Here is a 26,913-nt window from a genome sequence, read left to right as displayed (position 1 = left end):
GGCTCGACGTCGGTTTCACCGCAGCGGGTGACCCGTCACGGGGTCCCTCAAACAGGGGTCCCCGGCCTCGCGGCGATCGGCTCCAGGAACTCCAGCCGGTTGCCCACGGGGTCGTACGAGTAGAACCGGCGGTGCCCCGGCAGGTCGTCGTCCCAGGTCACGGCCGCTCCCCGGGCCGCCAGCCGGGCGGCGTACGCCTCGATGCCGGTGACCCGCAGCCCGGGGTGGGCCTTCTTCGCGGGCCGGAAGTCCGTCTCGATACCGAGGTGCAGCTGCACCGGCCCGGCCCGGAACCAGCAGCCTCCGCGTGCGGCGAGCACGGGCGGCTTGGGGATCTCGGTCATCCCGAGGACGCCCGCGTAGTACGCCCGCAGCCCGTCCTCCGAGCCGGGCGGCGCCGCGAGCTGGACATGGTCGACGGCAGTGATCATCAGGCTCCCCTGCGCGCCACGGCGAAGATCCGCCGGAACGGGAAGGGCGTGCCGTGGGCGCCCGGCGGATAGGCCTCGCGCAGGGCCGCACGGTAGTCGTGCAGGAAGGCTTCCCGCCGGTCGGGAGCGTCCGCGAGTGCGGTCAGGACAGGGCGCAGTCCGGTGCCCTTCACCCAGTCGAGGACGGGGTCGTCGCCGGTGAGGAGATGGATGTACGTCGTCTCCCACACGTCCGCCGTGCAGTCGAGGTCGGCCAGGCGGGCGAGGTAGTCCTGCGGGGTGAGGACGGCGTCGGTGTGGCGCAGGGTGTCGGAGAGGCCGTGGCGATGGGCGAGGTCGCGCATCAGACGGTGGCTGGGGGCGTCGAAGTTGCCGGGGACCTGGAAGGCGAAGGTGCCGCCGGGGCGCAGGCCCCGCACCCAGTCGCCGAAGCGGTCCGCGTGCCCCGGCACCCACTGCAGCGTGGCATTGCTGACGATCAGGTCGTACGGCTCACCCGGCGTCCACGCCCGTACGTCGGCGTGGGCGAAGTCGAGGCGGCCTCCACCGGCTGTCGGCCCTTCGTACTCGACGTGGGCCTTGTCGAGCATCTCGGCGGAGTTGTCGTGGCCGGTGATGTGCGCGGTGGGCCAGCGTTCGGCGAGCACGGCGGTGACGTTGCCGGGGCCGCAGCCGAGGTCGGCGATGCGGGGCCGCTCGCCCGGGAGGTCGGGGATGCGGGCGAGGAGGTCGGTGAAGGGGCGGGCGCGGTGGTCGGCGTGGCGCAGGTACTGGGCGGGGTCCCAGGTGGGGGTGGCGGCAGCGGACATGGCGGGGTCTCCTGTCTGTCGCTTCTGTCGTTCTCCAGCCTGCCCCGCAAGATATCTTGACGTCAAGAGACTTCACGTCGACACAACCACTACACTGATCGTCATGGAGGACGAGGTCGATCGGCTGGTCGCAGCATGGCGCCGGGAGCGCCCGGACCTCGACGTGGAACCGCTCGAGGTGCTCAGCCGGGTGAGCAGACTGGCCCGGCATCTGGACCGCGCACGCCGGCTGGCCTTCTCCGAGCACAGCCTGGAGCCCTGGGAGTTCGACGTCCTGACCGCGCTCAGGCGCGCGGGGACGCCGTATCAGCTCTCACCGGGGCAGTTGCTGACGCAGACCCTGGTCACCTCGGGCACGATGACGAACCGCATCGACCGGCTGGCCAAGAAGGGCCTGGTGGAGCGCCTCCCCGACCCCAGCGACCGGCGCGGAGTCCTGGTCCGCCTCACGGACGAGGGCCGCGACCGCGCGGACCAGGCCCTTGCCGGGCTGCTGGACCAGGAGCGCGCGATCCTCGCGGAGCTGTCGCGTGCGCAGCGGGGTGAACTGGCGGGGCTGCTGCGTCAGCTGACGGCGCCGTTCGACAACATCCCTGGCTAGGCGCTCCGCTGGGAGTGCCGCGCTGGGAAGTGCCGCGCTGTGCCGTCGATCGTCTGCTGCGCCGTTGTGGCTGGTCGCGCCCACGCGGCGGTAGCCGCACATCGACACAGCCCCGCGCCCCTGACAGGGGCGCTGCCGCTCAGCCCCGCTGATCAGGCACCGCTAATCAGGCGCTGCTGCTTTCCTCCGGCAGGATCCGGCCAGCCGGCCCCAGGTCCACCGGCCCGACCCCCGCCCGTCGCGCGAGCGCTACCGCGGCCAGCGTGGAGTGGACGCCCAGCTTGCCGAGGACGTTCTGCATATGGGTGCGGACGGTGTGCGGGGAGAGATACAGGCGCTCGGCGACGGCCTTGCGCCCCAGCCCCGCCACCATGCACCGCAGGACCTCCCGCTCGCGCGGGGTCAGCGACTCCACCAGCCGCTCGCTCTCGGTGCGGTGCTTGCGCGCGGCCGTCAGCTCCCGCAGAACGCCCGTGAGCAGGGCGGGCGGCAGATGCGTCTCGTCGCGCAGCACCCCGCGGATGACGGTGAGCAGCCGGGACAGTGAGCAGTCCTTGGCGACCCACCCGCAGGCCCCGGCCTGCAGGGCGAGCGCGACCCGGCGCGGATCGTCCTTCTCGGCGAGGACGACGATCCGTACCGCCGGCTGCGCTGAACGGACGCCGACGACCAGCGAGATGCCGTCGACGAGCCCGTCCTCGCCCACCTCCTGAACGGGCATGGCGGGCCGTATGCCCGGCACGTTGCCGCCCAGGTCGGCGTCCACGAGCAGCACGTCGTACCGGCGCCCCTCGGCGACCGCGCGCTCCAGGCTGCGCAGCGCGGCGGGACCGCTGCCGGCGGCGGAGACGTCGACATCGGGCTCGGCCGCCAGCGCGGCGGCGAGTGACTCGGCGAAGATGCGATGGTCGTCGACGACCAGGACTCGGATGCGAACCACGAAACCCCCTTCCCCAAGCTCCCGAAGAGCAGGGGATACCCCGTCGTCATGAGGACGACACCGGGAGACGAACACCGTCGCGGGCACGGCGCCCGAAGCGTGGATGGCCGCACGGCCGCCGCCGTGCAGAAACTGATACCCCCACTTCGGGCGTCGTACCCGACCTGTCTCGCCCCCTGATCAGCACCGGCCCCCACCGGTGCTGTCCATCAGAGTACGGGCGGGGGGCAGGAGCGGAAGGTAATTTGCAGAACTGGTTGGCCGACGCGTTTATGGTGAGCCGCATGTTTCGTCTGGAGACAGAAGTCGACAAATCTCGCCAGGATCTGCTCCGTCGGCGACTGCGGGACACCAACACCGCGGCCTCCCCCGTCCTGCGCGCCCTGCGCGGAACCCCAGGTGAACGCGAACATCCGCTCCAGGTCTGGGCGTTGGACGACTCGGGCGCCGTGGCCGGCGGGCTCGTCGGCCACACCTGGACCACCTGGCTCCACGTCACCTACCTCTGGGTCGACGAACGCCACCGCGGTGCCCGCCTGGGTTCGCACTTGCTCGCAGCTGCAGAGCGCCTGGCCCACGACGAACGGGGCTGCACGGCCGCACGCCTGGAGACATGGGACTTCCAGGCGCCGGAGTTCTACCGCAAACGCGGGTACGACGTGGTGTGCGTGATCCCCGACTATCCGCCGGGGATCACGGAGTACACGCTCACCAAACGGCTGGGGTGAGCAGGTCAGCGCACCCGCCGCGCACCCGCCGCCGGCACGGCCTCGAACACCCGCGGTGCCGTGAACCCGGCGGCGGCGAAGGCCTCCTCGACGGACTTGGTGACGGTCTCGACGTCGGACGCCCCGGCCAGCACGATCGCCGAACCGCCGAAGCCGCCGCCGGTCATGCGAGCGCCCAGGGCGCCGTCGGCCAGGGCGGTGTCCACGACCAGGTCCAGCTCCGGGCAGGAGATGCGGAAGTCGTCGCGCAGGGAGGCGTGGCCCGCCGTCAGGACCGGGCCGATCGCGCGGGTGTCACCCGACTCCAGCAGGGCGACGACCTGCTCGACGCGCTGGTCCTCGGTGACGACGTGGCGCACCAGCCGGCGCACCTCCTCGTCGTCGCCGAGCCGGTCGAGCGCCGCGTCCAGCTCGTCGTACGCCACGTCCCTGAGCGCGTCCACGCCCAGCAGCGCCGCGCCCTTCTCGCAGCCCGCGCGCCGCTTGCCGTACTCGCCCTCGCTGTGGGAGTGCTTGACCTGGGTGTCGACGACGAGCAGGCGCATGCCCTCGGCGGCCAGGTCGAAGGGGATCTGCTTCTGGGAGAGGTCCCGGGTGTCGAGGAACAGGGCGTGCCCGGCCTCGCAGCAGGCGGACGCCGTCTGGTCCATGATGCCGACGGGGGCGCCGACGTAGACGTTCTCCGCGCGCTGGCACAGGCGGGCCAGCTGCCAGCCCTTCAGGCCGAGGTCGTAGAGGTCGTTCAGGGCGAGCGCCACGACGACCTCCAGCGCCGCCGACGACGACAGGCCCGCGCCCGCCGGGACCGTCGAGGCCAGGTGGATGTCGGCGCCGGTCACCGCGTGGCCGGCCTGGCGCAGCGCCCAGAGCACACCCGACGGGTACGCCGTCCAGTTCCGGTCGGACTCGGGCTCCAGCTTCTCGACGCGCAGTTCCACGACGCCGCCCTCGACGTCCGCCGAGTGCAGCCGCAGGGCACCGTCCGTGCGCCGCGAGACCGCGGCGACCGCGGTGTGCGGCAGCGCGAACGGCATGACGAAGCCGTCGTTGTAGTCGGTGTGCTCGCCGATCAGGTTGACCCGGCCCGGCGCGGCCCACACCCCCTCCGGCTCCGCCCCGTACAGCTCCCTGAACCGCTCGGCGACCGCGGCTGCCGTGTCGACGCTCATCCCCTGACCCTGACCTTCCCTGCTGCTACATCCGACAGCCGCTACGCGGCGGGGGCCGAAGCGGCCGGTGAGTTGACCGGCCGGACAGCCGTGGAACGTACGGCCGTCCTTACCGGCCGTAGAACTTAGCCGTCGCGCCGCTGGGCGAACTCCCACGCGTCGGCGACGATGCCTGCGAGGTCCGCGCGGGACGGGTTCCAGCCGAGCCGCTCGCGGGCGGTGCCGGCGGAGGCGACCAGGACCGCCGGGTCACCGCCCCGGCGCGGGGCCACGACCTCGGGGATCGGGTGCCCGGTGACCTGGCGGACGGTCTCGACGACCTCGCGGACGGAGAAGCCGTTGCCGTTGCCGAGGTTGCAGATGAGGTGCTCGCCCGGCTCGGCGGCCTTGAGCGCCAGCAGGTGGGCGTCGGCGAGGTCGGCGACGTGGATGTAGTCGCGCACGCAGGTGCCGTCCGGCGTCGGGTAGTCGTCGCCGAAGACGGAGATCGCGTCGCGCCGGCCCTGGGCGACCTGGAGGACGAGCGGGATGAGGTGCGACTCGGGGTCGTGGCGCTCGCCGCAGTCGCCATAGGCACCCGCCACGTTGAAGTACCTGAGGGACACGGCGCCGAGTCCGTGGGCCGCCGCCTCGCCGCTGATCATGTGGTCGACGGCGAGCTTGGAGGCGCCGTACGGGTTCGTGGGCTGCGTCGGGGCCGACTCGACGATCGGCACCTCCTCGGGCTCGCCGTAGGTGGCGGCGGTGGAGGAGAAGACGAGCTTGCGCACGCCGGCGTCACGCATCGCGCCGAGCAGCGCCATGGTGCCGCCGACGTTGTTGTCCCAGTACTTCTCCGGCTTGACGACCGACTCGCCGACCTGCGAGAACGCGGCGAAGTGCAGCACGGCGTCGAAGGAGGAGTCCAGCCACTTGGCGGCGTCGCGGATGTCGCCCTCGATGAAGGAAGCCCCGGCCGGCACGCCCTCGCGGAATCCGGTCGAGAGGTTGTCGAGGACGACGACCTCGTCTCCCGCCTCCAGCAGATGCTGGGCGACCACGCTGCCCACATAGCCGGCGCCACCGGTGACCAGGTACTTCCCACTCATGAACTCGCTACCTCTCGCAGTCGCTCGGCCGCGCGCTCCGGCGGCACGTCGTTGATGAACACGTTCATGCCGGACTCGGAACCCGCGAGAAACTTAAGCTTGCCGGAAGTGCGTCGGATGGTGAAAAGCTCGAGGTGAAGAGCGAAGTCCTCACGCACCACGCCCTCGAATTCCTCCAGTGTGCCGAACGGCGCCTGGTGCCAGGCGGCGATGTACGGCGTCGGAGGCTCACCCGCGGAGTTCGCCCCTCCATCCCGTCCGTCGAAGATCCGGTCGAAGCGCCTCAAGAGTTCCAGATAAACCTTGGGGAACTCTGAGCGCGCCTCTTCGTCGAGCGCGAGCAGATCGGGCACCCGGCGCTTCGGGTACAGGTGGACCTCGTACGGCCAGTGCGCGGCGTACGGCACGAAGGCCGCCCAGTGTTCACTCTCCAGGACGACCCGCCGGTCGGCGAGTTCACGCTCCAGTACGGCGTCGAAGAGGTTCTCCCCGCCGGTGGCGTCCTTGTGGGCGGCCAGCGAACGCAGCATCAGGGCGGTACGCGGGGTGGTGAAGGGGTAGGCGTAGATCTGCCCGTGGGGGTGGCCGAGGGTGACACCGATCTCGGCGCCGCGGTTCTCGAAGCAGAACACCTGCTCCACGGAGGGCAGGACCGACAGCTCGGAGGTCCGGTCGGTCCAGGCGTCCAGGACCAGCCGGGCCTGCTCCTCGGTGAGGTCGGCGAAGGAGGCGTTGTGGTCGGAGGTGAAGCAGACGACCTCGCAACGCCCGGAGTCACCGGCGAGCGAGGGGAAACGGTTCTCGAAGACCACGACGTCGTACGACGACTCGGGGATCTCGCTCAGCCGCTCACCTTGCGAAGGGCACAGCGGGCACTCGTCGGCAGGCGGGTGATAGGTCCGCCCCTGCCGATGCGAGGCGATGGCGACCGCGTCCCCGAGTAGCGCGTCCTGGCGGACCTCGGACGTGGTGACGGTCCGGTCCAGCGGCCGCCGGTCGGCGGCGTCCCGCACCGTGTCGTCGCGCAGGTCGTAGTAGACGAGCTCACGACCGTCGGCCAGGCGGGTCGAGGTCTTCTTCACGCTGGACTCCTCCATCAAACATAACTAAACACAGAGAAACACAATGCACCACCTCAGTCAACATCACAATCAAACAAAGACCATCACCTGACGTGTTCAATTACTGAACACGGCGGCGTAGGTTCCGCTCTGTATCGGTTCGCGCAACGAAGCGAGTACTTATGCAAACCCCCACAAATTCCCCCACCTACCTCGCCGCCGAGCTACGGCTCCCCACGAACTGGCTCGACTACACGCTGCTGGGCATCTACTTCGTCGTCGTGCTGGGCATCGGCTTCGCCGCCCGCCGCTCGGTGAAGACCACCCTCGACTTCTTCCTCTCCGGCCGCTCCCTGCCCGCCTGGGTCACCGGCCTCGCCTTCATCTCCGCCAACCTGGCCGCCACCGAGATCCTCGGCATGGCCGCCAACAGTGCGCAGTACGGCGCCTACACCGTCCACTGGTACTGGATCGGCGCCATCCCGGCCATGGTCTTCCTCGGCCTGGTGATGATGCCCTTCTACTACGGCAGCAAGGTCCGCTCGGTCCCCGAGTTCCTGTTGCTGCGCTTCGACAGGGGGGCACATCTGCTCAGTTCGATCCTGTTCGCCTTCGCCGCGATCCTGATCGCCGGGGTGAACCTCTACGCCCTGGCGATCGTGGTCGAGGCCCTGCTGGGCTGGCCCCAATGGGTCGCGATCGTCGTGGCCGGCTTCTTCGTCCTGGCGTACATCACCCTCGGCGGACTGTCCTCAGCGATCTACAACGAAGTCCTGCAGTTCTTCGTGATCCTGGCGGCCCTGATCCCCATCACCGTGCTGGCCCTGAAGAAGGTGGGCGGCTGGGACGGCCTGACGGACACCCTGAGCAAGTCCCACGGCGACGACTTCGTCACCGCCTGGGGCGGCACCGGCATCGGCGACGCCAACCCGCTGGGCGCGAACTGGCTGACGATCGTCCTGGGCCTCGGCTTCGTGCTGTCCTTCGGCTACTGGACGACGAACTTCGCGGAGGTCCAGCGGGCGCTGTCGGCCAAGAACCTCTCGGCGGCCCAGCGCACTCCGCTCATCGCGGCGTTCCCGAAGATCTTCATCGTGTTCCTGGTGATGATCCCGGGTCTCGCGGCGGCGGCCCTGGTCCCCGGCTTCGGCACCGAGGAGTCGGGCTACCAGTACAACGACGCCATCCCGTACCTGATGGAGGGCCTGCTGCCGAACGGCGTCCTCGGCATCGCGGTAACCGGCCTCCTCGCCGCCTTCATGGCGGGCATGGCGGCGAACGTGTCGTCCTTCAACACGGTGTTCACGACCGACATCTGGGCGCGGTACGTGGTCACGGACCGCGAGGACGGCTACTACGTCCGCTTCGGCCGCCTCATCACCGCGATCGGGGTGCTGGCGTCGATCGGCACGGCGTTCCTGGCGTCGTCCTTCTCCAACATCATGAGCTACCTCCAGACCCTCTTCTCCTTCTTCAACGTGCCGATGTTCGTGGTCTTCATCATCGGCATGTTCTGGAAGCGGGCGTCGATGAAGTCGGGCTTCTGGGGTCTGCTCGCCGGCACGACGGCGGCGATGATCAACTACTTCGTCTTCTACAAGCTGGACATCATCTCGATCCCCTCCGACCAGGGCGCGAACTTCGTCTCCGCGATCGCGGGCTTCGTGGCCGGCGGGGTCGTCATGGTGGCCGTCTCCCTCTTCACGGCCCCCAAGCCGACGGAGGAGCTCCAGGGCCTGGTCTACGGCACCCGCTCGCCCGGCATGGCCGAGCCGCCGGCGCCGGGGGACGAGGCGTGGTACCGCAAACCGGCGCTGCTGGGCTGGGGCGCGGTGGTCCTCGCTGCGGCCTGCTACATCCCGTTCTCCTTCTGACGACGGAGGTCCGAGACTCATGACCGACCACCACTCCGAACGCCCCGGCTCCTCCGAGAAGGACCTGCTGCGACAAGTCACCGACCTGGAGGGCAAGTCCGCGACGGCCGCCCGGCTCTTCGACATCCGGCGCATCATCGGCGGCCTCTTCGTGCTCTACGGCGTCATCGTCACGATCGCCGGCCTCACCGACGACGACGCCGCGATCGACAAGGCGCAGGGGATCAATATCAACCTCTGGACCGGGCTCGGGATGCTGCTCCTGGGCCTGTTCTTCCTGGCCTGGCTGAAGCTACGGCCTACGGCGCCGCCGCCTCCGGAGACCTCGCCGGAAGACGAGCCGACCCCGTAACGCCCCCCGGCGGGGGCAACCCCCAACTCCTCGCCCCCGCCGCCCCTACCCGTCCCACCCCCAGGGGCTCCGCCCCTTCAACCCCGGTCCCTGGGGCCCTCGCATGAACCGGATGACGCGAACCGGCGTCGCAGAGTCACCGTCGTGGCGTACCCCCGCGGCGCCGCGGTCGCCCACGGCCCCGACCCGCCACGCACCCGCAGGCGCTACGCGAACCCCCACCGAACAGCAACAGGCCGCCGCAGGCAGTTCACGCGTCACGCACCACCCTGCCCCGCCCGATCCAACAACCCCGTCCGCGCCGCCAAGGCAGCCGCCTCCAGCCTCGACCCGACGCCCAGTTTCATCAGCACCCGTTGGACATGGGTGCGCGCAGTCGACGGTGCGATGCCCATGCCCGCCGCGATCAGACGGGTGTCCTCGCCGTCGGCGACGCGGACCAGGACCTCGACCTCCCGGGGCGTGAGCATGGACAGCAACCGCTGCCCCTCGTCGTCCGGTTGCGCCGCAGGGTTGAGCAACTCGCTGAACGCCCCCTGCAGCAGCTGCGGCGCCACCGCCGCCTCCCCCGCCCTGGCCTTCATGATCGCCCGCTCGACACCCTCTATCCGCTCGTCATGCCGCACATAGCCGGAGGCCCCCGCCGCAAACGCCGCAGCGATCCCCCGCGGACTGGGCACCGGCCCCAGCACCAGCACAGCCACCTGCGGCCGCTCCCGCTTGATCCTCACCACCGGATCGAACATCCCCGGCTCCGCGGGCGTCGCAGTCCCCAACAGGCACACCTCAGGCGCCCGCGTGATCACCAGCTCCGCCGCCCCCGCGGCCGGCGCCGCCGCGGCCAGCACCCGGTGCCCCCTCAGCTTCAGCGCCGAAGCCAGCGCCTCCGCGAGCAATCGGTGGTCGTCGACCACCATGAGCCGCACTCCCATCGAGCAACCCCCCAAGTCCCCCAAGTCCCCCGGTCCCAGCCCCCAATGGAATCCCGGTGAACGTGAACGCCCCCTACGGAGCCCACCATGGATACCCACTGGCCGCGCGGACAGGAGCCCCCTCCCGGCTCCCCCGCCCTTCATGCCCCCGGAAGCTACACGCTTGTTCGACGTTACGCTCCCCCTACTGGTGAGAAGTGCCCCGGAACGGCGGTTTTTCTGGCTTTCCCCGCATTCGAGGACGATGAGACGGTACGCCGGTACGCACACGGCCCCGCTCCTGAAACAGGAACGGGGCCATGGTCGCCGGAGGGGTCAGCTCACTCGCCGGTCGTACCGAACGCGATCACATGAGCCTTCGGGTCGGCGGAACTCGTCAACTCGCTCGCGTACACGGCGGACATGTACAGACGCCCCTGCGAGTAGATGAACTCGGAGTACTCCGGAGACATCCGCGTCTCCACGTCCCGCACCGCCCGCGCCGCAGGATTCTCCAGCAGCTTCGTCTCCTTGAAGCTGCCACCGTCCACGCTGACGATCTGCCCGCCCTTGTCGTACGGCGGCTGCTTGTACGCGATCACGTTGCCGCCGTCCATCCGCAGCGGCGTGATCGTGTACCCGTCCCCCGCGTCCGCCCGCTGCCCGGTCTGCTTGCCGGTGGTCAGGTCGAAGGCGACGATCTCGTTGGTCCGGCCGCGCGCACCGCCGCTGCTGTGCTGCTCGGTCTCCACGTAGAGCCGGTCGTTGCCCACCACGACGCCCTTGCACTGCTCGATCGTGGTGACGCCGGAGCACTTGGCCGCGAACTGGTCGGCCGGGACGGAGATGCGGATGCGCAGCTTGCCGGTCTTGTTGTCGATGGCGAAGACGTCCGAGATGCCGATGGCGTCCGACTGCCCGGCCTCGGCGGCCACGACAAGCGGCTCGGTGGACACCACACTCGCGTACTCGACGCCCTCGGCCATCTTGTACTCGGAGATCACCTTCCCGGACTTCGGGTCGATGGTCTGGATGTGCAGCTGAGGCTGGTCGTAGGAACCGCACTTGCGCACGGCGACCAGCTTCTCGCCACCGGCGTACCCGAGGTCGTAGCAGCCGTCCTCGGCCTTCGGGACCCACAGCTGCTTGCCGGTCTCGAGGTCGAACGCGGTGCCGCCGCTCGTACCGCCGGCGGCGACCGTGCCGCCGCTGACGGTGATGTTGTCGAAGCGCAGCGGCCTGTCCTCCACCTCCGTGCTCTTCGTCCACAGCTTCTTGCCGGCGTCGAGGTCGATCGCCGCGACCTCGCTGCAGCCGTACGAAGGCCGTTCCTTGGTCGGCATGTCGGGCTGGAAGGCGACGGCCGTCAGCCCGTCCTCATTGACGTGCTTGCTGGCCTGGCAGACCGGCCCCGGCAGCTTGACGGTCCACAGCTTGGTGCCCTTGTCGCGGTCGTAGCCGACGATCTCGGCGACGCCGCTCTTGACGTACGCGTCGTCGGTCAGCCACGAGCCGGACACCACGACGCTGGTGTCGTCCTCGACGTCGGGTGCCTTGACCTGGAAGAGGACGTCGGCGTTGGTGTCGGCGGGCACCTTCTCGGTGCCGTCGGGGGCGTCGACACCGCCGCCTCCGTCGCCGTTGTCGCCGCCACCGGTGCCGCCGCTGGAGCTGGTGGTGTCGTCCTTGCCGCCCTCGTCACCGGACTTGGCGTACAGCACGCCACCGATGATCAGCGAGATCACCACGACGGCCGCCGCCACGATGACGGCGAGCTGCCCGCTGGACCGCTGCCCGCCACCACCCGGCCCGGCGGGCTGCATCGGCGCGGTCTGCTGCGGGTAGCCGTAGCCGGGCGGCTGACCGTAGGGGTTCGGCTGCTGGCCGTACGGGTTCTGCGGCTGCCCGTAGCCGGCGGGCTGCTGGCCGGGGTAGCCGTACCCGGCGGGCGGAGTGGGAGGTTGGCCCCCCTGGCCCCCCTGGGGTGCCTGCGGATAGCCGTACCCCTGCTGCTGGGCCCCGGGCGGCGGACCCTGCGGGGGCGGCGGCGTCTGCGCGGGCGGCGGCGGTGTCGGCGGGCCGAAGCCGCCCCCCTGCTGCTGGGGCGGCTGGTCCTGCGGCGGGCCGAACCCGCCCTGCGGGGGCTGGTTGGGCGGCGGAGGCGGCGGCTGGCTCATGGCGTGGGTACCTCAGGGGAGGGGGACGGCGGGCACGGCGGGGACGTGGGGTACGACGGCGAAGACAAGGACTGCCGCTCGGCTCACTTGCCGAAGGCGAGGATCAGCTTCTCCTTGGTCTCGTCGTTGCCGCTCAGCCGGGTGCTCGAGAGGTAGAAGCGCCCGTCGGCCCAGTCGAACGCCTTCGAGAAGAAGCCGTTCTCCACGTCCGCGGCGCCGGCCGGGTTCTGCAGCAGCGTCGTCGGCTTGGGGTTGCTGCCGCCCACCGGGATGGACACGACCTGGCCGCCCGCGTCGTACGACGGGTCGACGTAGGCGAGGAGCTTGCCGTCCTCGACCTTGATCGGCAGCATCGGCTCCTCGGCGGGGGACTTGACGCGCCACTTCTCCTTGCCGTTGGCCAGGTTGACCGCGACGATCTCGTTGGCCCCGGTGGTCGCCTTGGTCGGCATGTAGAGGGTGTCGGCGTCGGAGGCCACACCGCTGCAGCCCTGGAGGTCACGCTGGAGGATGGCCCAGCCGCACTGGGCGCCGATCTCCAGAGCGACCTCGACCTGCGAGCGGCGCTTGCCGTCGTCGCCCAGGGTGGAGATGTTCCACTGCTTCTTGTCCTCGTTGGTGCTGTAGAGCACCAGCGGGTCGAGGGAGAAGACGCGCGCGACCTTCCAGCCCTTGTCGAACTGCCAGGTCCACTTGACCTTGCCGGTCGCCGGGTCGAGCTCCTGCACCTCGTCGTGCTCGTTGCTGCCGGTGGCGTCGCAGCCCGCCACGGCGATCAGCTTGTCGCCGCCCGCGAAGGCATCCGGGAAGCACTTGTCGCCGAAACGGGTCTTGTCCCACAGCTTCTTGCCGCTGTTGACGTCGTACGCCGTGCCCGACTGCGAGCGGCCCACCATCAGCGTCTTGCCGGTGATGGACAGTTCGACGTCGAGCGTGCTGTCGAACAGCGCGCCGTTGGCGACCGAGGCCTTCCAGCCCTTGGTGCCGGTGTTGAGGTCGACCTGCTGGAGCTGGTTGCACTTGGCGCGGTCGCTGCTGCCGCTCATGTACGCGACGACGATCTTGTCGTCGGACGACTTCTGCGGGGTGACCGCGCAGATCTTCTGCGGGAAGGTGATCGGGTCCCAAGTGGACTCGCCGTCACCGACGTTGTAGGCGAAGAGCTGCTTGTACGCAGCCTTCACCGCGGCCTTGTCGGTGATCCACATGCCGGGGGCGTCGGCGCCGGAAGCGGGCGCGTCGGGCGCGGGCTTGTACCAGAGCACCTTCGAGTCGCCGGACTGACGCCCGCCGTTGAGGTTCTCCGGGTCGGCGCCGCCGCCGCTGTCACCGCCGCCCTCGGGATCGTCGGACGGGGACTCGGTGTTCTTCGAGTCACCGCTCTCCTGGGCGACCGGCTTCTTCGGGTCGTCGTCGCCACCGCTGGTCACCGCGTACACGCCGCCGCCGATGACGAGCAGCGCCGCCACCGCGGCACCGATGGCCAGGGCAGGCTTGCCCTTGAAGGGGTTGCGCGAGCCGGGCTGCGGGGCCCCGGGGGCGCCCGGGTACTGCGGCTGCCCCGGGTAGCCGTAACCCTGCGCGGGCTGCTGGCCGTAGGGACCGGGCTGCTGCTGATAGCCGTACTGCCCTGGCTGCTGCTGCGGCTGCCCGTACGGGCCGGACTGGTACGGGCCCGGCTGGGCCGGCGGCTGCTGCGGGTAGCCGTAGCCGGGCTGCGGGGCGCCGGGCGGCGGGCCCTGCGGGGGCGGCGGCGTCTGCGGCGGACCCTGCGGCGGCGGGGGTGTCTGGGGGGCGCCCTGCGGCGGGGGCGGGGTCTGCGGCGCGTCCTGCGGAGGCTGCGGGGCGCCGAAACCGCCCTGCCTCGGGTCCTGCGGTGCGCCGAAACCGCCCTGGGGCGGCTGGTTGGGCGGCTGGCTCATGAGCGGTTCCCCCTCGTGACCGGTGTGGTGCCACGTCATGTGCCGTCGCGTTTCCGCCACACCGACGGTTCTCAGACTGTTCTCAGACGGCTCTTTCTATCACCCGCCGACGACAGTGCACCGGGCCGTCTCTCCCCCTGTTCCCAAGGGAGAACCGGCTCGTGATGCCCCCGTTATGCGCCTTCACACGCCCTTCACGCGGGGCGCGTGTTGCCCTCGCGAGCCCCTCCGGGCGCCGCACCCGAGGCTGTTGCCCGTGCTACGCGTCCTCCGCAAGTTCCAGCCAGCGCAGCTCCAGCTCGTCCCGCTGGCCGGCCAAGTCCCGCAGTTCCGCGTCGAGTTCGGCGACCTTTCCGAAGTCGGTGGCGTGCTCGGCGATCTGCGCGTGCAGCTTGGTCTCCTTCTCGGAGACCTTGTCGAGCTGTCGCTCGATCTTCTGCAACTCCTTCTTGGCGGCGCGCACATCGGCGGCGTTCTTCTCCGGTACGGCCTTCTCGGCGGCCGGAGCGGACACCGCGCCGGCGGCGACCTGGGCCTCCATGCGGTGGCGGCGCTCCAGATACTCGTCGATGCCGCGCGGCAGCATCCGCAGGGTGGCGTCGCCGAGGAGGGCGAACACGCGGTCCGTGGTCCGCTCGACGAAGAACCGGTCGTGGGAGATGACGATCATCGAGCCCGGCCAGCCGTCGAGGACGTCCTCCAGCTGGGTGAGCGTCTCGATGTCGAGGTCGTTGGTGGGCTCGTCGAGGAAGAGGACGTTGGGCTCGTCCATCAGCAGGCGCAGCAGCTGGAGCCGGCGCCGCTCACCACCGGACAGGTCCCCGACCGGCGTCCACTGCTTCTCCTTGCTGAAGCCGAACGTCTCGCACAGCTGCCCGGCGGTCATCTCGCGCCCCTTGCCGAGGTCGACGCGCTCGCGCACCTGCGACACGGCTTCCAGCACCCGCAGGTTCGGGGCGAGCTCGCCGACCTCCTGGGACAGGTAGGCGAGCTTGACGGTCTTGCCGACGGCGATCCGCCCGGCGGCCGGCTGCACCTCGCCCTCCGTCCAGGACGCCTCGGCCATCGCCCGCAGCAGGGACGTCTTACCGGCGCCGTTGACGCCGACGAGACCGATCCGGTCCCCCGGGCCGAGCTGCCATGTCACATGCTTGAGCAGCACCTTGGGGCCGGCCTGGACGGTGATGTCCTCCAGGTCGAAGACGGTCTTCCCGAGGCGGGACGAGGCGAACTTCATCAGCTCGCTGCTGTCCCGGGGCGGGGGGACGTCCTTGATGAGCTCGTTGGCGGCCTCGACGCGGAAGCGCGGCTTGGACGTGCGCGCGGGGGCGCCGCGGCGCAGCCAGGCCAGCTCCTTGCGGACCAGGTTCTGCCGCTTGACCTCTTCGGTGGCGGCGATGCGCTCGCGCTCGGCGCGGGAGAAGACGTAGTCGGAGTAGCCGCCCTCGTACTCGTAGACGTCGCCCTTCTGCACGTCCCACATGCGCGTGCAGACCTGGTCGAGGAACCAGCGGTCGTGGGTGACGCACACGAGCGCCGAGCGGCGCTCGCGCAGGTGCTGGGCCAGCCAGGAGATGCCCTCGACGTCGAGGTGGTTGGTGGGCTCGTCGAGGACGACGAGGTCCTGCTCCTCGATGAGCAGCTTGGCGAGCGCGATCCGCCGCCGCTCGCCGCCGGACAGGGGGCCGATGACGGTGTCGAGGCCCTGCGGGAAGCCGGGCAGGTCGAGGCCGCCGAACAGGCCCGTGAGCACGTCCCGGACCTTGGCGTTGCCCGCCCACTCGTGGTCGGCCATGTCCCGGATGACCTCGTGCCGGACGGTCGCCTCGGGGTCCAGCGAGTCGTGCTGGGTGAGCACCCCGAGCCGCAGCCCGCCGGAGTGCGTGACCCGGCCGGTGTCGGCCTCCTCCAGCTTGGCCAGCATCCGGATCAGGGTCGTCTTGCCGTCGCCGTTGCGACCGACGACGCCGATGCGGTCCCCCTCGGAGACGCCGAGCGACACACCGTCGAGCAGGGCACGGGTGCCGTACACCTTGCTGACGTTCTCGACATTGACCAGATTGACGGCCATTTTTCTCCTGCCCAGGGGGTCGGTCAGCCTCCCAGCCTAGTCGGCCCGTACGACAGCCCCTGCGCCCCGGGGACCGGCGGCCCCGGGGCGCTGCGCCGTGGAGGGCGGCGTCAGCGGCGGGCGGCCGCCGCGCGGACCTCGGCGAGGAGGTCGTACATGACCTGGCCGGGGCATTCGGTGTCGAAGTAGTCGCGGTGACCGCCGACCGTGTTCGTGTCCTTCTTGGTGCCGTTGACGGGGTTGGTGTACGTCACCCTCGCCTGCGGGTCCAGGCCCTTGAACCGGGATATGACCTTGATCAGCCGGATCAGGGACGCCTTGGCCGCGTCCGTGGGGGCCTGCTGGTCGAGGTTGCCGATCAGGGCGATGCCTAGGGCGCCGGAGTTGTAGCCCACGGAGTGGAAGCCGGTGACGAGGTCGCCGTCCGGGTTGAAGGCGGGGATGCCGTCGTCGCCGGAGTAGCGGCCCTCGTAGACCGTGCCGGCCTCGTCGATGAGGAAGTGGTAGCCGATGTCGCCCCAGTCGTTGGTGATCGCGTGGAACTCGTAGATCGCGCGCACCGTCGCGGCCGGGTCGGGGTCGTCGTTGGGCGTCGCGGTGTGGTGGACCGTGATGATCTGGAGCGGGTAGTACGTCTCGGGCGAGTTGACCTTGCCGTCCTTGTACCGCTTGGACTCGTCGGCGCCCCAGGCCGGCCGCGAGAGGTAGCCGACGCCACGCACGCGCGTGGGCTCGCTCGGCACCTGGTAGGTGCGCTCGGGGCCGTCGGTGGTGTCGATGGCCAGCGAGCGCACGCCGTTGATGTCGCTCGGGGCCTTCACCTCGTAGGCCTTGGCGTTGTCGGCGGCGACCAGGGCGGTGCCGCCGTCCTCGACGGTCGCGCAGCCATGGGCCAGGTTCTGCCAGTTGCCGTCCGCGAGCCGGATGGCGGCGCCGTCCTTGGCGCAGGACCAGCGCACACCGACGTAGGAGGCGGCGAAGGCGGTGGTGGCCTCGCCGGTGCCGGTGGCGGCTTCGGTCCGGGTGGCGGGGAACTTCCGCGGCGTCGTGCCCGAACCACCGGAATCGGAGGTGGAGTTGTCCGTCTCGCCGGAGTCGCCCGCGGCGAACACCATCGGCGTCAGCGCGGTTCCGGCGGCCGCCGCCCCGCCCGCGGCCATCATGCCGCGACGGGACAGGGAGCGCTTTCTACGGTGAGACGGCTGGGCGGGGGTGGGGGATTCGGACACAGGAGTGCCCCCTTCCAGAAGTGCACTTGACGGTGAGCCGGGCACGACGGCCCGAAAGTTGAAACGTCAAGCGACCCTAAACGCCTCAGCGGCCCCACGGGTACTGCGATCGCAGTACTTCCGTGTGGAGATCGAGCGGAGAACGCGTACTTGTGAGTACGGCGTCACGCTCCGGCGGCCCGCACGACCGTGGCGCCCTGCGCGGGCCCGGACGCGGTGCGCGCCGCACGGCAAGTGCCGGACGCCCGCAGGGTGTCGGCCACCTTCTCCGCCGACTCGGCGTCCCGGGCGAGGAACGCCGTCGTCGGGCCCGAGCCGGAGACCAGCGCCGTGAGCGCACCGGCGGCGCGGCCGGCTGCGAGGGTGTCGGCCAGTTCCGGGAAGAGGGAGAGGGCGGCGGGCTGGAGGTCGTTGGAGACGGCCGCGGCGAGCGCGTCGGGGTCGCCCTTCGCGAGGGCGGCGAGGAGCGGCTCGGAGGCGACGGGCTCGGGGATGTCGGTGCCCTCGCCGAGCCGGTCGAACTCACGGAACACGGCCGGCGTCGACAGCCCCCGGTCGGCCATCGCGAACACCCAGTGGAAGGTGCCGCCCACGTCGAGCGTACGGAGCTTCTCGCCCCGCCCGGTGCCGAGAGCCGCACCGCCGACCAGACTGAACGGCACGTCGCTGCCCAACTCGGCGCAGATGTCGAGGAGTTCCTCGCGGGAGGCGTGCGTACCCCACAGCGCGTCGCAGGCCAGCAGCGCCCCCGCGCCGTCCGCGCTGCCGCCCGCCATGCCGCCGGCGACCGGGATGTCCTTGGCGATGTGGAGGTGGACGGCGGCGTCCAGACCACGGCGTTCCGCAAGGGCGAGCGCCGCGCGGGCGGCGAGGTTCGTACGGTCGAGGGGGACCTGGTCGGCGTCGGGGCCGTCACAGGTGACCCGCAGCCCGTCGGGCGAGGGGGTCACGGTGACCTCGTCGTACAGGCCGACCGCCAGGAAGACGTTGGCCAGGTCATGAAAGCCGTCGGGCCGCGCGGCGCCGACCGCGAGCTGGACGTTGACCTTGGCGGGGACCCGTACGGTGACGCTCGCGCTCACTTACTCGGACTCCTTGTGCTGGTCGGCGGGCCGGGCGGGGGGCTCCGCGGGCGCCGCCTTGTGCTCGGCGATCCGTACGAACTCCTCGACCGTCAGGGCCTCTCCGCGGGCCTGCGGTGAGACGCCGGCCGCGACGAGGGCCTGCTCGGCGGCTGCCGCCGACCCCGCCCAGCCGGCGAGCGCGGCACGCAGCGTCTTGCGGCGCTGCGCGAAGGCGCCGTCGATGACGGCGAAGACCTCGCGCCGGGAGGCGGTGGTCTTGATCGGCTCGGCGCGCCGGGTCAGGGACACCAGCCCGCTGTCGACGTTCGGCGCGGGCCAGAAGACGTTGCGTCCGATGGCGCCGGCCCGCTTGACCTCGGCGTACCAGTTGGCCTTGACCGAGGGGACGCCGTACACCTTCGAACCGGGCGGGGCGGCCAGCCGGTCGGCGACCTCCGACTGCACCATGACGAGGGTGCGTTCGATGCTCGGGAAGGTTTCGAGCATGTGGAGGAGGACCGGGACGGCCACGTTGTAGGGGAGGTTGGCGACCAGCGCGGTGGGCGGCGGGCCGGGCAACTCGGTGACCTGCATCGCGTCGGAGTGCACCAGCGCGAACCGGTCGGCGCGCTCCGGCATGCGGGCCGCGATGGTCGCGGGCAGCGCGCCGGCGAGGACGTCGTCGATCTCGACGGCGGTGACGCGGTCGGCCGCCTCCAGCAGCGCCAGGGTGAGCGAGCCGAGGCCGGGTCCCACCTCGACCACCACGTCGTCGGGGCGGACGTCCGCGGTGCGGACGATGCGGCGGACCGTGTTCGCGTCGATCACGAAGTTCTGGCCGCGCTGTTTGGTGGGGCGCACACCGAGGGCGGCCGCCAGTTCACGGATGTCGGCGGGGCCCAGGAGGGCGTCGGGGGTGGGGCTGCTCACCCGACAAGGGTACGGGGCGGTACAGCTGCCACCGGCCGCCCGTCACCGCACGCGGCTCACCCGTGCAACCGCTCCCCGCAGTGCGGCCAGGGACTCGCCCCCTGCCGCACATAGAGCTTCTTCGCCCGTGCCGTCTGTTCCGCCGCCGGCGCGTCCTGCGGGCGGCCCTTGCCGCCGAGGCTCCGCCAGGTGTGCGTGTCGAACTGGTACAGCCCGCCGTACGTCCCGGACGAGTCCACGGCGTCCGCCCGCCCCCCGGACTCGCACGCCGCGAGGCCCTGCCAGTTCAGGCCTCCCGCGCCGCTCACGGATGTCGGCAGCGGCTTGGTGCCGACCTTCACCACCTGCGTCCGCGGCTCGCGCACCACCTCGGACTTCGTCCGCCGCGGCTTCTGCCGGACGCCGTTGACGGTGCGCAGGGAGTACGTGACCCGCCGCAGCCCCAGCTGCCCCGCCCGCTCGACGACCTCCGTGCCCTTGAAGACCGTGGGGTCCTCGATCCGCTGCTCGGCGAACTGGATCGCCTCGTCGCGGATCTCCTTGCGGCCGGTGATCCGCAGGACCGTGACGGTCTGCCCGTCGCGCGGGAAGCTCTCGGGCGGGACGGACGTCGCGTCCTGGCCACGCAGGGTGATGCCGGCCTGCTCCACGACCTCGCTCACGGTCGCCGCGTTCGTACGGATGGTGCGCGCCCGCCCGTCCGCCATGACCGTCACCGCCCGCTCGGTGCGCACATCCAGCGCGAGCCCTTCACGCCCGATACGTCTGGAGCGCGACGCCGAGACATACGCCCCCTCCGCGCGCACCCCGATCTGCCGGAGCGCCGCCTCCACCGTGCGCTCCGTCGTCCACACCTCGCGCCGCTGGCCGTCGAGCGTGAGCCGCACGGGGCGGCCGTAGCGCACCGCGATCTCGTCACCGCTGGTGAGCGCCGCATCGGGAGCGGGCGCCACCACGTCGTGCGCGCCGACGTCGACGCCCTGCTCGGTGAGCAGTTCGGTGACGTCGTCCGCGAAGGTGTGCAGCGTGCGCGGTGTGCCGTCGACGCTCAGCTCGATCGCCTTGTCCTCGGCGACGAAGGCGCTCGTGCCGCCCGCGAGGAACGCCACGACCAGCGCCTGCGGGACGAGCCGGCGCATGGGCCCGTCCCCTCGCTCGGCGACCTTTCCCCTGCGCCGGTGCGCGGCTCGACGTCCGCTCCTGGGGCGCACCACCGGCTCGTACGCCTCCTCGTACGCCGTCTCGGACGCCTCGTAGGCGGGCCGGCAGGTGTCCTCATACGTGGGGTAGGCGGTGCCGTATGTGCTGTATGTGCCGTACGCGTCGTGCGTCGCGTACGGCCCCTGCACCCCGTACCCCAGCGTCTGCGCGGTGTGCGGGTCGAAGCCGCCGTACGCCGGGGGCTCGTGGGCCGGGCTCGGGCCATACGTCTCGAACTGCGCGTTGCTCACGACGACACGCTCCAGCTGAGGGGTCCGTTCAGGGCCCCCAGAACCTAGCGGAGCGTCGATTACTCTCCAAGGCGACGCGACTACGCACAGTTGCGACCGGGTCGAGGTGGACCCGTGCGAGCGTTATCGAGCGGTTATCCGTCAGTAGCCGAAGGCATGTGCCGTGTTCGAGCCCAGGGCCGCCGCCAGCGCGTCCTCGTCGATCCCCCGTACGGCGGCCATGGCGCGCACCGTGATCGGAATGAGATACGGAGCGTTGGGCCGTCCGCGGTACGGGGCCGGCGTGAGGAACGGAGCGTCGGTCTCCACGAGGAGCAGTTCCAGCGGGGCCACCGTCACCGCGTCCCGCAGATTCTGGGCGTTCTTGAAGGTGACGTTGCCGGCGAAGGACATGAAGTATCCGGCGCGGGCGCACACCTGGGCCATCTCGGCGTCCCCGGAGTAGCAGTGGAAGACGGTCCGCTCCGGGGCGCCCTCCTCCTTCAGCACCCGCAGCACATCCGCATGGGCCTCGCGGTCGTGGATGACGAGGGCCTTGCCGTGCCGCTTGGCGATCTCGATGTGGGCGCGGAAGGACGCCTCCTGCGCCTCCTTGCCCTCGGGCCCGGTGCGGAAGTAGTCGAGGCCGGTCTCGCCGACGCCCTTGACCTGCGCGAGCGCGGCCAGGCGGTCGATCTCGGCGAGGGCCTCGTCGAGCGCCCGCGCACCACCCGGCTCACGCGCCCCCTGCCGCGACCAGCCGTCCGGGTCCCCGTGCACGATGCGCGGCGCCTCGTTCGGGTGCAGGGCGACGGTCGCGTGCACGGCGTCGTACTGCGCCGCCGTCTCGGCCGCCCACTGCGAGCCGCGTACATCACAGCCGACCTGCACGACCGTGGTCACGCCCACCGCCGCGGCTTTGGCGAGCCCCTCCTCGACCGTGCCGGACTGCATGTCGAGGTGGGTGTGCGAGTCGGCGACCGGCACCCGCAGCGGTTCCGGGAGCGGCGGGGCGGCGTGCTTGTCGGCGGCGTTCGAAGGCATGCCCCGATCCTACGAAAGGGGCATGCCCGAGCGGCCGGGTGCTCGGCTCAGCTCGCCCTGCGGTGGAAGACGTGCAGAAGATCGGACAGGTGCCAGTGGTGGTGCGGTTCGGCCGGCGCCGACGCCGCGTCCGACCCGGGCTCGGGCTCCGCCTTCGGCTGGGTGGGGATCGGGCCGGCGCGGTGCAGGGAGTTCTGCACGGAGGACACCTGGCCGGGCCGCATGATCCGCACGACGTGGCCGTCGCAGTTGTGACACGTGGGCCGGCTCAGCGGGGACGGCACCACCTGGCCGTTCGCCACGTACACGACGAACTCCCGTCCGTCACCGTCCATGTGGTGCTCTATCTCGTACGACTGCTCCCAGCCATGCCCGCAGCGCATGCAGGCGAACGAATACGACTCGTGGACGACGGCGGTCGCGGCGCTGCGAAGGCCCGTGGTCTGCTGTGCGATCTCACTCATGCCAGCTCCTGTGGTCCGCTGGGTGGGACGGGTCGCGTCCCACAACCCAGTGGACTCCTCCGCAGGAGTGAACGCACGGGATCTGTCCAGTGTTGGCGCCGACTTGGACGTTCCTTGCCGAAAGGGCCGTGTTGCTTTACCCCGGCATGGGGCGCACGCTCATGCGATATACGCCCTGCTCACACGGCATTTCACGCCCCCGCCTTCTTGGCCGCCACCACGGCGTCGAAGACCTCCCTCTTGGGCACCCCGGCCTCCGCCGCGACCGCCGCGATGGCCTCCTTGCGCCGCTCCCCCGCCTCTTCGCGGATGCGAACCCGCCGTACGAACTCGGCGGCGTCGACCTCCTCGGCCCCCTTCTCGGGCGCCCCCTCGACGACGACGGTGATCTCCCCGCGCACGCCCTCGGCCGCCCACTCGGCCAGCTCCCCGAGCCCGCCGCGCCTGACCTCCTCGTACGTCTTGGTCAGCTCCCGGCACACGGCGGCCCGCCGCTCGGCGCCGAACACCTCGGCCATCGCGGCGAGCGTGTCGTCGAGCCGGTGCGGCGCCTCGAAGTAGACGAGGGTGCGCCGCTCCCCGGCCACCTCCTTCAGGCGCGAGAGCCGCTCCCCCGCCTTGCGCGGCAGGAACCCCTCGAAGCAGAACCGGTCGACGGGCAGCCCGGACAGGGCGAGCGCGGTCAGCACCGCGGACGGCCCCGGCACCGCGGTGACCTTGATGTCCTTCTCCACCGCCGCCGCGACCAGCCGGTACCCGGGGTCGGACACCGACGGCATCCCCGCGTCGGTCACCAGCAGCACCCGCGAGCCCTCGAGGAGCGCCTCGACCAGCTCGGGCGTCCGGGCCGCCTCGTTGCCCTCGAAGTACGACACGACCCGCCCGGCCGGCTGCACGCCCAGCGCCTGGGTGAGGCGCCGCAGCCGCCGGGTGTCCTCGGCGGCGACCACGTCCGCGCCGGCCAGCTCCTCGACCAGCCGGGGCGGGGCGTCCTTGACGTCGCCGATGGGAGTGCCTGCCAAAACAAGGGTTCCTGTCACGTTTCCATCCTCGCAGGGCGCATCCGCGCGACTGTCACAGACGTGTTCCCTACGATGGCGCGGTGACCAGTACCGCGTCCTCCACGGACACCCGGCAGGGCCAGGCGATCCACGAGCAGCGGCCGTCGTGGCAGCAGCGGCTGCGCCGATTCGGCTACACGGCGGCGCCCGCCGGCGACGTCCGCGACCGGCTCGTGCCGCCGTATGTTCAGCCAAGCCCGCGGATGTGGCAGTTCCTCGGCGTGCCGCGCCCGCTCGCCGAGCGGATCGCACGCTGGTCGGGCTGGGTCGGTCCGCTGCTGGTGACGCTGCTGGCGGGAGTGACGCGGTTCTGGAACCTGGGCAACCCGAAGGCCGTGATATTCGACGAGACGTACTACGCGAAGGACGCCTGGGCGCTCGTCCACCGCGGTTTCGAGGTCAACTGGGACAAGAACGCCAACGACCTGATCCTCAAGGTCGGCGACCAGGTCCAGATCCCGACGGACGCGGCGTACGTGGTGCATCCGCCGGTCGGCAAGTACGTCATCGGGCTCGGCGAGCTGATGTTCGGGTTCAACCCGTTCGGCTGGCGGTTCATGACGGCGCTGCTGGGGACGCTGGCCGTGCTGATGCTGTGCCGCATCGGCCGCCGTATCTTCCGCTCGACGTTCCTGGGCTGCCTCGCGGGCACGCTGATGGCGGTGGACGGGCTGGCCTTCGTGATGGCCCGCACCTCGCTGCTCGACGGGGTGCTGATGTTCTTCGTGCTGGCGGCGTTCGGCTGCCTGGTCCTCGACCGGGACCGGGCGCGCGCGAAACTCGCGGCCGCGCTCCCGGCCGACCCCGACGGCCTGGTCCGCCCCGACGCAGACATCGCCGAGACCCTGCGCCTCGGCTGGCGCCCCTGGCGCTGGACGGCGGGCCTGATGCTGGGCCTGGCCATCGGCACCAAGTGGAACGGCCTGTACTTCCTGGTCGCGTTCGGCCTGATGACGGTCCTCTGGGACGTCGGCGCCCGCAAGGTCGCCGGTGCCCGCCACCCCTACGTGGCGGTGCTCAAGCACGACCTGGGCTTTGCCTTCCTGGCGACCGTGCCGGTGGCGATCGTCACCTACATCGCCTCCTGGGCGGGCTGGATCCTCTCCCCCACGGACGGCAGCGGCGGCTACTACCGCGACTGGGCGAGCGCGAACGGCCGCACCAGCAGCTGGTCCTGGCTGTTCCCCGACTGGTGGCTGAGCCTGTGGCACTACGAGCACCAGGTGTACGACTTCCACGTGGGCCTGTCGTCCCCGCACACCTACCAGTCCAACCCGTGGAGCTGGCTGGTCGTCGGCCGCCCGGTGTCGTACTTCTACGAGTCCCCCACACCCGGCAAGGACGGCTGTCCCGTCGACGCGGGCGAGAAGTGCGCCCGCGAGGTGCTGGCCCTCGGCACGCCGCTGCTGTGGTGGGTGGCCGCCTTCGCGGTCCTGTACGTCCTGTGGCGCTGGGCCTTCCGCCGCGACTGGCGCGCCGGCGCCATCGCCTGCGGGGTCGTGGCCGGCTATCTGCCCTGGTTCCTCTACCAGGAACGCACCATCTTCTTCTTCTACGCCATCGTCTTCCTGCCCTTCCTCTGCCTCGCCATGGCCATGCTCCTGGGCGCGATCATCGGACCGCCACGCGCCGGAGACACCCGCCGGGTGGCGGGCGCCACGGGCGCGGGCGTGCTGGTGCTGCTGATCGCCTGGAACTTCATCTACTTCTGGCCGATCTACACGGGCACCGCGATCCCGGTCGACGACTGGCGGTCGCGGATGTGGCTGGACACCTGGGTCTGACCGGCCGAACCGTCACTCTTCGGTCAATAGTTCGGCCAACAAAAGAAAACACCTCTCACACCTTTCCCCCACGCCACTTACAGTGCGGTGGACGAAAACGGGGAGGGGACCATGTCCAAGGGGGTCAAAGTCGCCGTCATAGGCGGCGTGTTCGCCGTGATGGTGGGCGGTGCCGGGTACGGCGCGTACAACATCATGTCGGCGTTGAACGGCGGCGGAGCGACCGGACAGGGCGGGGCCGCGCCGGTACGGTCCGGGCCGCCGAGCGCGGATGAGGTCGAGGAGACCACCACGAAGTTCTTCTCGGCCTGGGAGAAGGGGCAGGCGACGCAGGCGGCGGAGCTGACGAACAACAACGCGGCAGCCGCCTCGGTGCTCAGGTCCTACGGCCAGGACGCCCACATCACCGGCGTGCGGATCACGCCCGGCAAGGCGAACGGCGACACCGTGCCCTACACCGTGAAGGCAAAGGTGTCGTACGCCGGCAAGTCCGAGCCGCTGTCCTACAAGAGCGAGCTCACCGTCGTTCGCGGCCGCACCACCGGGCGGGCCCTCGTGGACTGGCAGCCCACCGTGATCCACCCGCAGCTGAAGAGGAACGATCGCCTCGTCACCGGCGAGGCCGCCGCCCCGCCCATCGAGGCCGTCGACCGCAACGACACCGTGCTGACGAAGGAGAAGTACCCCTCCCTCGGCCCGGTCCTGGACACCCTGCGCGACAGGTACGGCAGCAAGGCGGGCGGCTCCCCCGGCGTCGAGCTGGCGATCCGGCACGCCGACGAGTCGCCGGACACCTCGCTGCTGACCCTCACGAAGGGCAAGCCGGGCAAGCTGCGGACGACACTCAGCGCGAGCGTGCAGGCAGCCGCAGAGAAGGCGGTGAAGCGGTACGCCGAGTCCTCCGTCGTGGCCCTCAAGCCGAGCACCGGCGAGGTGCTGGCGGTGGCGAACCACCGTGAGGACGCCTTCAACGCGGCCTTCGAGGGACGCGTCCCGCCCGGCTCCACGATGAAGATCATCACCGCGGCGATGCTCATCGACAACGGCGTGACCACGATGAACGGCCCCGCGCCCTGCCCGGACACGGCGACCTGGCAGAGCCAGACCTTCAAGAACCTCACGGGCCTCAAGCCCGACGAGACCGCGGGCGCCACGCTCGCAGGCGGCTTCGCACGCTCCTGCAACACGGCCTTCATCAAGCTCGTCGACGAGGATCCGCTCACCGACGCCTCGCTGACGACGGAGGCCCAGGAGCGGTTCGGGCTCGGCGGCGACTGGAAGACCGGCGTCAGCTCCTTCGACGGCAGCGTCCCCGCGGCCACCGGCCCGGACCGCGCCGCGAACGCCATCGGCCAGGGCCAGGTCCAGATGAACCCGCTGAACATGGCGTCGGTCACGGCCACCGCGATCACCGGCGAGTTCCGGCAGCCGTATCTGGTCTCCCCCGACCTCGACGACCGGCGACTCGCCACCGCCAAGGGGCTGCCGGCGGGCACCGCCTCCCAGCTGAAGCAGATGATGCGGCTGGCCGCGACCGCCCCCCAGGGCACCGCCGTGCAGGTCATGTCCGGGCTCGGCGGCGACATCGGCGCCAAGACCGGGTCCGCCGAGGTCGACGGCGAGGCCACCTCCGACAGCTGGTTCACCGGTTTCCGCAACGATGTGGCGGCCGCGGCCATGTCCCAGCAGGGCGGCCACGGCAGCGACGCGGCCGGGCCGATTGTCGCAGCCGTGCTACGAGGGTCCGCGTGAACTTATCCCTCGCGGCACGGG

23 protein-coding genes are annotated in these 26,913 nt (G+C 70.9%); 6 read left to right on the top strand and 17 right to left on the bottom strand.

Translation table 11 applies throughout. From position 1 onward, the window contains the following. Positions 1-47: 47 nt before the first annotated feature. Entirely contained in the window at positions 48-431 is a 384-nt protein-coding gene (locus OG331_RS29095) for a VOC family protein (protein WP_406201537.1), read from the bottom strand. Further along, positions 431-1,240, bottom strand: coding sequence for a trans-aconitate 2-methyltransferase (locus tag OG331_RS29090; protein WP_406201534.1), 810 nt, complete (start codon positions 1,238-1,240; stop codon positions 431-433). Before OG331_RS29090 ends, OG331_RS29095 begins: the two co-directional genes overlap by 1 nt. Before the next feature lie 103 nt (positions 1,241-1,343). Here OG331_RS29090 and tamR point away from each other — a divergent pair, with 103 nt between their 5' ends. Further along, positions 1,344-1,841: a MarR family transcriptional regulator TamR gene (gene tamR, locus OG331_RS29085; RefSeq protein WP_059196100.1), complete on the top strand. Its 498-nt coding sequence runs from the start codon at positions 1,344-1,346 to the stop codon at positions 1,839-1,841. A 166-nt stretch (positions 1,842-2,007) separates the two neighbouring features. Here tamR and OG331_RS29080 read toward each other — a convergent pair whose 3' ends face one another. Beyond that, a complete protein-coding gene (locus OG331_RS29080; RefSeq protein ID WP_406201531.1) occupies positions 2,008-2,781 on the bottom strand; it encodes a LuxR C-terminal-related transcriptional regulator in 774 nt (257 codons plus the stop codon). A gap of 272 nt (positions 2,782-3,053) precedes the next feature. On the opposite strand from OG331_RS29080, the gene OG331_RS29075 reads away from it, so the two are divergent. Next, on the top strand, positions 3,054-3,509 hold the full coding sequence (locus tag OG331_RS29075) for a GNAT family N-acetyltransferase (protein ID WP_406210343.1): 456 nt from the start codon (positions 3,054-3,056) through the stop codon (positions 3,507-3,509). Between the two features lie 5 nt (positions 3,510-3,514). On the opposite strand, the gene galK is transcribed toward OG331_RS29075, so the two are convergent. The 3 genes from galK to galT form a co-directional block, all read right to left on the bottom strand. Then, a complete protein-coding gene (gene galK, locus OG331_RS29070; protein ID WP_406201529.1) occupies positions 3,515-4,678 on the bottom strand; it encodes a galactokinase in 1,164 nt (387 codons plus the stop codon). Between the two features lie 125 nt (positions 4,679-4,803). After that, positions 4,804-5,766, bottom strand: coding sequence for a UDP-glucose 4-epimerase GalE (gene galE, locus OG331_RS29065; protein ID WP_406201526.1), 963 nt, complete (start codon positions 5,764-5,766; stop codon positions 4,804-4,806). Then, positions 5,763-6,848, bottom strand: a complete 1,086-nt coding sequence (gene galT / locus OG331_RS29060) for a galactose-1-phosphate uridylyltransferase (RefSeq protein ID WP_406201523.1) — start codon at positions 6,846-6,848, stop codon at positions 5,763-5,765. The genes galE and galT overlap by 4 nt, the downstream gene beginning before the upstream one ends. Before the next feature lie 161 nt (positions 6,849-7,009). Between galT and OG331_RS29055 the strand changes: the two genes are divergently transcribed. After that, a complete protein-coding gene (locus tag OG331_RS29055; RefSeq protein ID WP_406201520.1) occupies positions 7,010-8,701 on the top strand; it encodes a sodium:solute symporter family protein in 1,692 nt (563 codons plus the stop codon). A gap of 19 nt (positions 8,702-8,720) precedes the next feature. Further along, the gene (locus tag OG331_RS29050) at positions 8,721-9,053 is read left to right on the top strand and encodes a hypothetical protein (RefSeq protein ID WP_406201518.1); all 333 of its coding nucleotides are present in this window, start codon (positions 8,721-8,723) and stop codon (positions 9,051-9,053) included. A gap of 257 nt (positions 9,054-9,310) precedes the next feature. Here the strand turns inward: OG331_RS29050 and OG331_RS29045 are convergent, their stop codons facing one another. From OG331_RS29045 to rsmI, 11 genes are all read right to left on the bottom strand, one after another. Further along, the gene (locus OG331_RS29045; RefSeq protein ID WP_406201516.1) at positions 9,311-9,985 is read right to left on the bottom strand and encodes a LuxR C-terminal-related transcriptional regulator; all 675 of its coding nucleotides are present in this window, start codon (positions 9,983-9,985) and stop codon (positions 9,311-9,313) included. A gap of 320 nt (positions 9,986-10,305) precedes the next feature. Continuing rightward, complete coding sequence (locus tag OG331_RS29040) at positions 10,306-12,141, bottom strand: PQQ-binding-like beta-propeller repeat protein (protein WP_406201514.1); 1,836 nt, start codon at positions 12,139-12,141, stop codon at positions 10,306-10,308. Positions 12,142-12,224: 83 nt separating this feature from the next. Beyond that, positions 12,225-14,063, bottom strand: a complete 1,839-nt coding sequence (locus OG331_RS29035) for a PQQ-binding-like beta-propeller repeat protein (protein WP_406201512.1) — start codon at positions 14,061-14,063, stop codon at positions 12,225-12,227. 259 nt (positions 14,064-14,322) lie between these two features. Beyond that, a complete protein-coding gene (locus OG331_RS29030; protein WP_406201510.1) occupies positions 14,323-16,134 on the bottom strand; it encodes an ABC-F family ATP-binding cassette domain-containing protein in 1,812 nt (603 codons plus the stop codon). A 110-nt stretch (positions 16,135-16,244) separates the two neighbouring features. Further along, a complete protein-coding gene (locus tag OG331_RS29025; RefSeq protein ID WP_406201508.1) occupies positions 16,245-17,363 on the bottom strand; it encodes a peptidoglycan recognition family protein in 1,119 nt (372 codons plus the stop codon). 164 nt (positions 17,364-17,527) lie between these two features. Further along, entirely contained in the window at positions 17,528-18,445 is a 918-nt protein-coding gene (locus OG331_RS29020; protein WP_406201505.1) for a 4-(cytidine 5'-diphospho)-2-C-methyl-D-erythritol kinase, read from the bottom strand. Continuing rightward, positions 18,446-19,357, bottom strand: coding sequence for a 16S rRNA (adenine(1518)-N(6)/adenine(1519)-N(6))-dimethyltransferase RsmA (gene rsmA, locus OG331_RS29015; RefSeq protein ID WP_406201503.1), 912 nt, complete (start codon positions 19,355-19,357; stop codon positions 18,446-18,448). Between the two features lie 56 nt (positions 19,358-19,413). After that, positions 19,414-20,808 (bottom strand): ubiquitin-like domain-containing protein, encoded by a 1,395-nt coding sequence (locus OG331_RS29010; RefSeq protein WP_406201500.1) that lies wholly within the window; start codon positions 20,806-20,808, stop codon positions 19,414-19,416. Positions 20,809-20,949: 141 nt separating this feature from the next. Then, the gene (locus OG331_RS29005; RefSeq protein WP_406201497.1) at positions 20,950-21,831 is read right to left on the bottom strand and encodes a TatD family hydrolase; all 882 of its coding nucleotides are present in this window, start codon (positions 21,829-21,831) and stop codon (positions 20,950-20,952) included. A 47-nt stretch (positions 21,832-21,878) separates the two neighbouring features. Further along, positions 21,879-22,295 carry a hypothetical protein gene (locus OG331_RS29000; RefSeq protein ID WP_406201495.1) on the bottom strand — a complete coding sequence of 139 codons (417 nt, stop codon included), beginning with the start codon at positions 22,293-22,295 and terminating at the stop codon, positions 21,879-21,881. 191 nt (positions 22,296-22,486) lie between these two features. After that, complete coding sequence (rsmI, locus tag OG331_RS28995; protein WP_406201493.1) at positions 22,487-23,335, bottom strand: 16S rRNA (cytidine(1402)-2'-O)-methyltransferase; 849 nt, start codon at positions 23,333-23,335, stop codon at positions 22,487-22,489. Positions 23,336-23,397: 62 nt separating this feature from the next. Between rsmI and OG331_RS28990 the strand changes: the two genes are divergently transcribed. Both OG331_RS28990 and OG331_RS28985 read left to right on the top strand, forming a co-directional pair. Next, positions 23,398-25,140 (top strand): dolichyl-phosphate-mannose--protein mannosyltransferase, encoded by a 1,743-nt coding sequence (locus tag OG331_RS28990; protein WP_406201491.1) that lies wholly within the window; start codon positions 23,398-23,400, stop codon positions 25,138-25,140. A gap of 111 nt (positions 25,141-25,251) precedes the next feature. Next, entirely contained in the window at positions 25,252-26,892 is a 1,641-nt protein-coding gene (locus OG331_RS28985) for a penicillin-binding transpeptidase domain-containing protein (protein WP_406201489.1), read from the top strand. The last annotated feature ends 21 nt before the right edge of the window (positions 26,893-26,913 follow it).

Source organism: Streptomyces sp. NBC_01017, from assembly GCF_045162795.1.
GTDB classification, from domain to species: domain Bacteria; phylum Actinomycetota; class Actinomycetes; order Streptomycetales; family Streptomycetaceae; genus Streptomyces; species Streptomyces machairae.
The sequence above is the reverse complement of the archived record's forward strand: the minus strand, read 5'-3'. Positions and strand labels throughout refer to the sequence as shown.

Coding starts and splice junctions, on each gene's coding strand:
- OG331_RS29000 (WP_406201495.1), bottom strand. CDS start 22,295: ATGAGTGAGATCGCACAGCAGACCACGGGCCTTCGCAGCGCCGCGACC.
- OG331_RS29050 (WP_406201518.1), top strand. CDS start 8,721: ATGACCGACCACCACTCCGAACGCCCCGGCTCCTCCGAGAAGGACCTG.
- OG331_RS29090 (WP_406201534.1), bottom strand. CDS start 1,240: ATGTCCGCTGCCGCCACCCCCACCTGGGACCCCGCCCAGTACCTGCGC.
- OG331_RS29030 (WP_406201510.1), bottom strand. CDS start 16,134: ATGGCCGTCAATCTGGTCAATGTCGAGAACGTCAGCAAGGTGTACGGC.
- galE (WP_406201526.1), bottom strand. CDS start 5,766: ATGAGTGGGAAGTACCTGGTCACCGGTGGCGCCGGCTATGTGGGCAGC.
- OG331_RS29005 (WP_406201497.1), bottom strand. CDS start 21,831: ATGCCTTCGAACGCCGCCGACAAGCACGCCGCCCCGCCGCTCCCGGAA.
- OG331_RS29040 (WP_406201514.1), bottom strand. CDS start 12,141: ATGAGCCAGCCGCCGCCTCCGCCGCCCAACCAGCCCCCGCAGGGCGGG.
- OG331_RS29045 (WP_406201516.1), bottom strand. CDS start 9,985: ATGGGAGTGCGGCTCATGGTGGTCGACGACCACCGATTGCTCGCGGAG.
- tamR (WP_059196100.1), top strand. CDS start 1,344: ATGGAGGACGAGGTCGATCGGCTGGTCGCAGCATGGCGCCGGGAGCGC.
- galK (WP_406201529.1), bottom strand. CDS start 4,678: ATGAGCGTCGACACGGCAGCCGCGGTCGCCGAGCGGTTCAGGGAGCTG.
- OG331_RS29055 (WP_406201520.1), top strand. CDS start 7,010: ATGCAAACCCCCACAAATTCCCCCACCTACCTCGCCGCCGAGCTACGG.
- OG331_RS29035 (WP_406201512.1), bottom strand. CDS start 14,063: ATGAGCCAGCCGCCCAACCAGCCGCCCCAGGGCGGTTTCGGCGCACCG.
- OG331_RS29095 (WP_406201537.1), bottom strand. CDS start 431: ATGATCACTGCCGTCGACCATGTCCAGCTCGCGGCGCCGCCCGGCTCG.
- OG331_RS28985 (WP_406201489.1), top strand. CDS start 25,252: ATGTCCAAGGGGGTCAAAGTCGCCGTCATAGGCGGCGTGTTCGCCGTG.
- OG331_RS29075 (WP_406210343.1), top strand. CDS start 3,054: ATGGTGAGCCGCATGTTTCGTCTGGAGACAGAAGTCGACAAATCTCGC.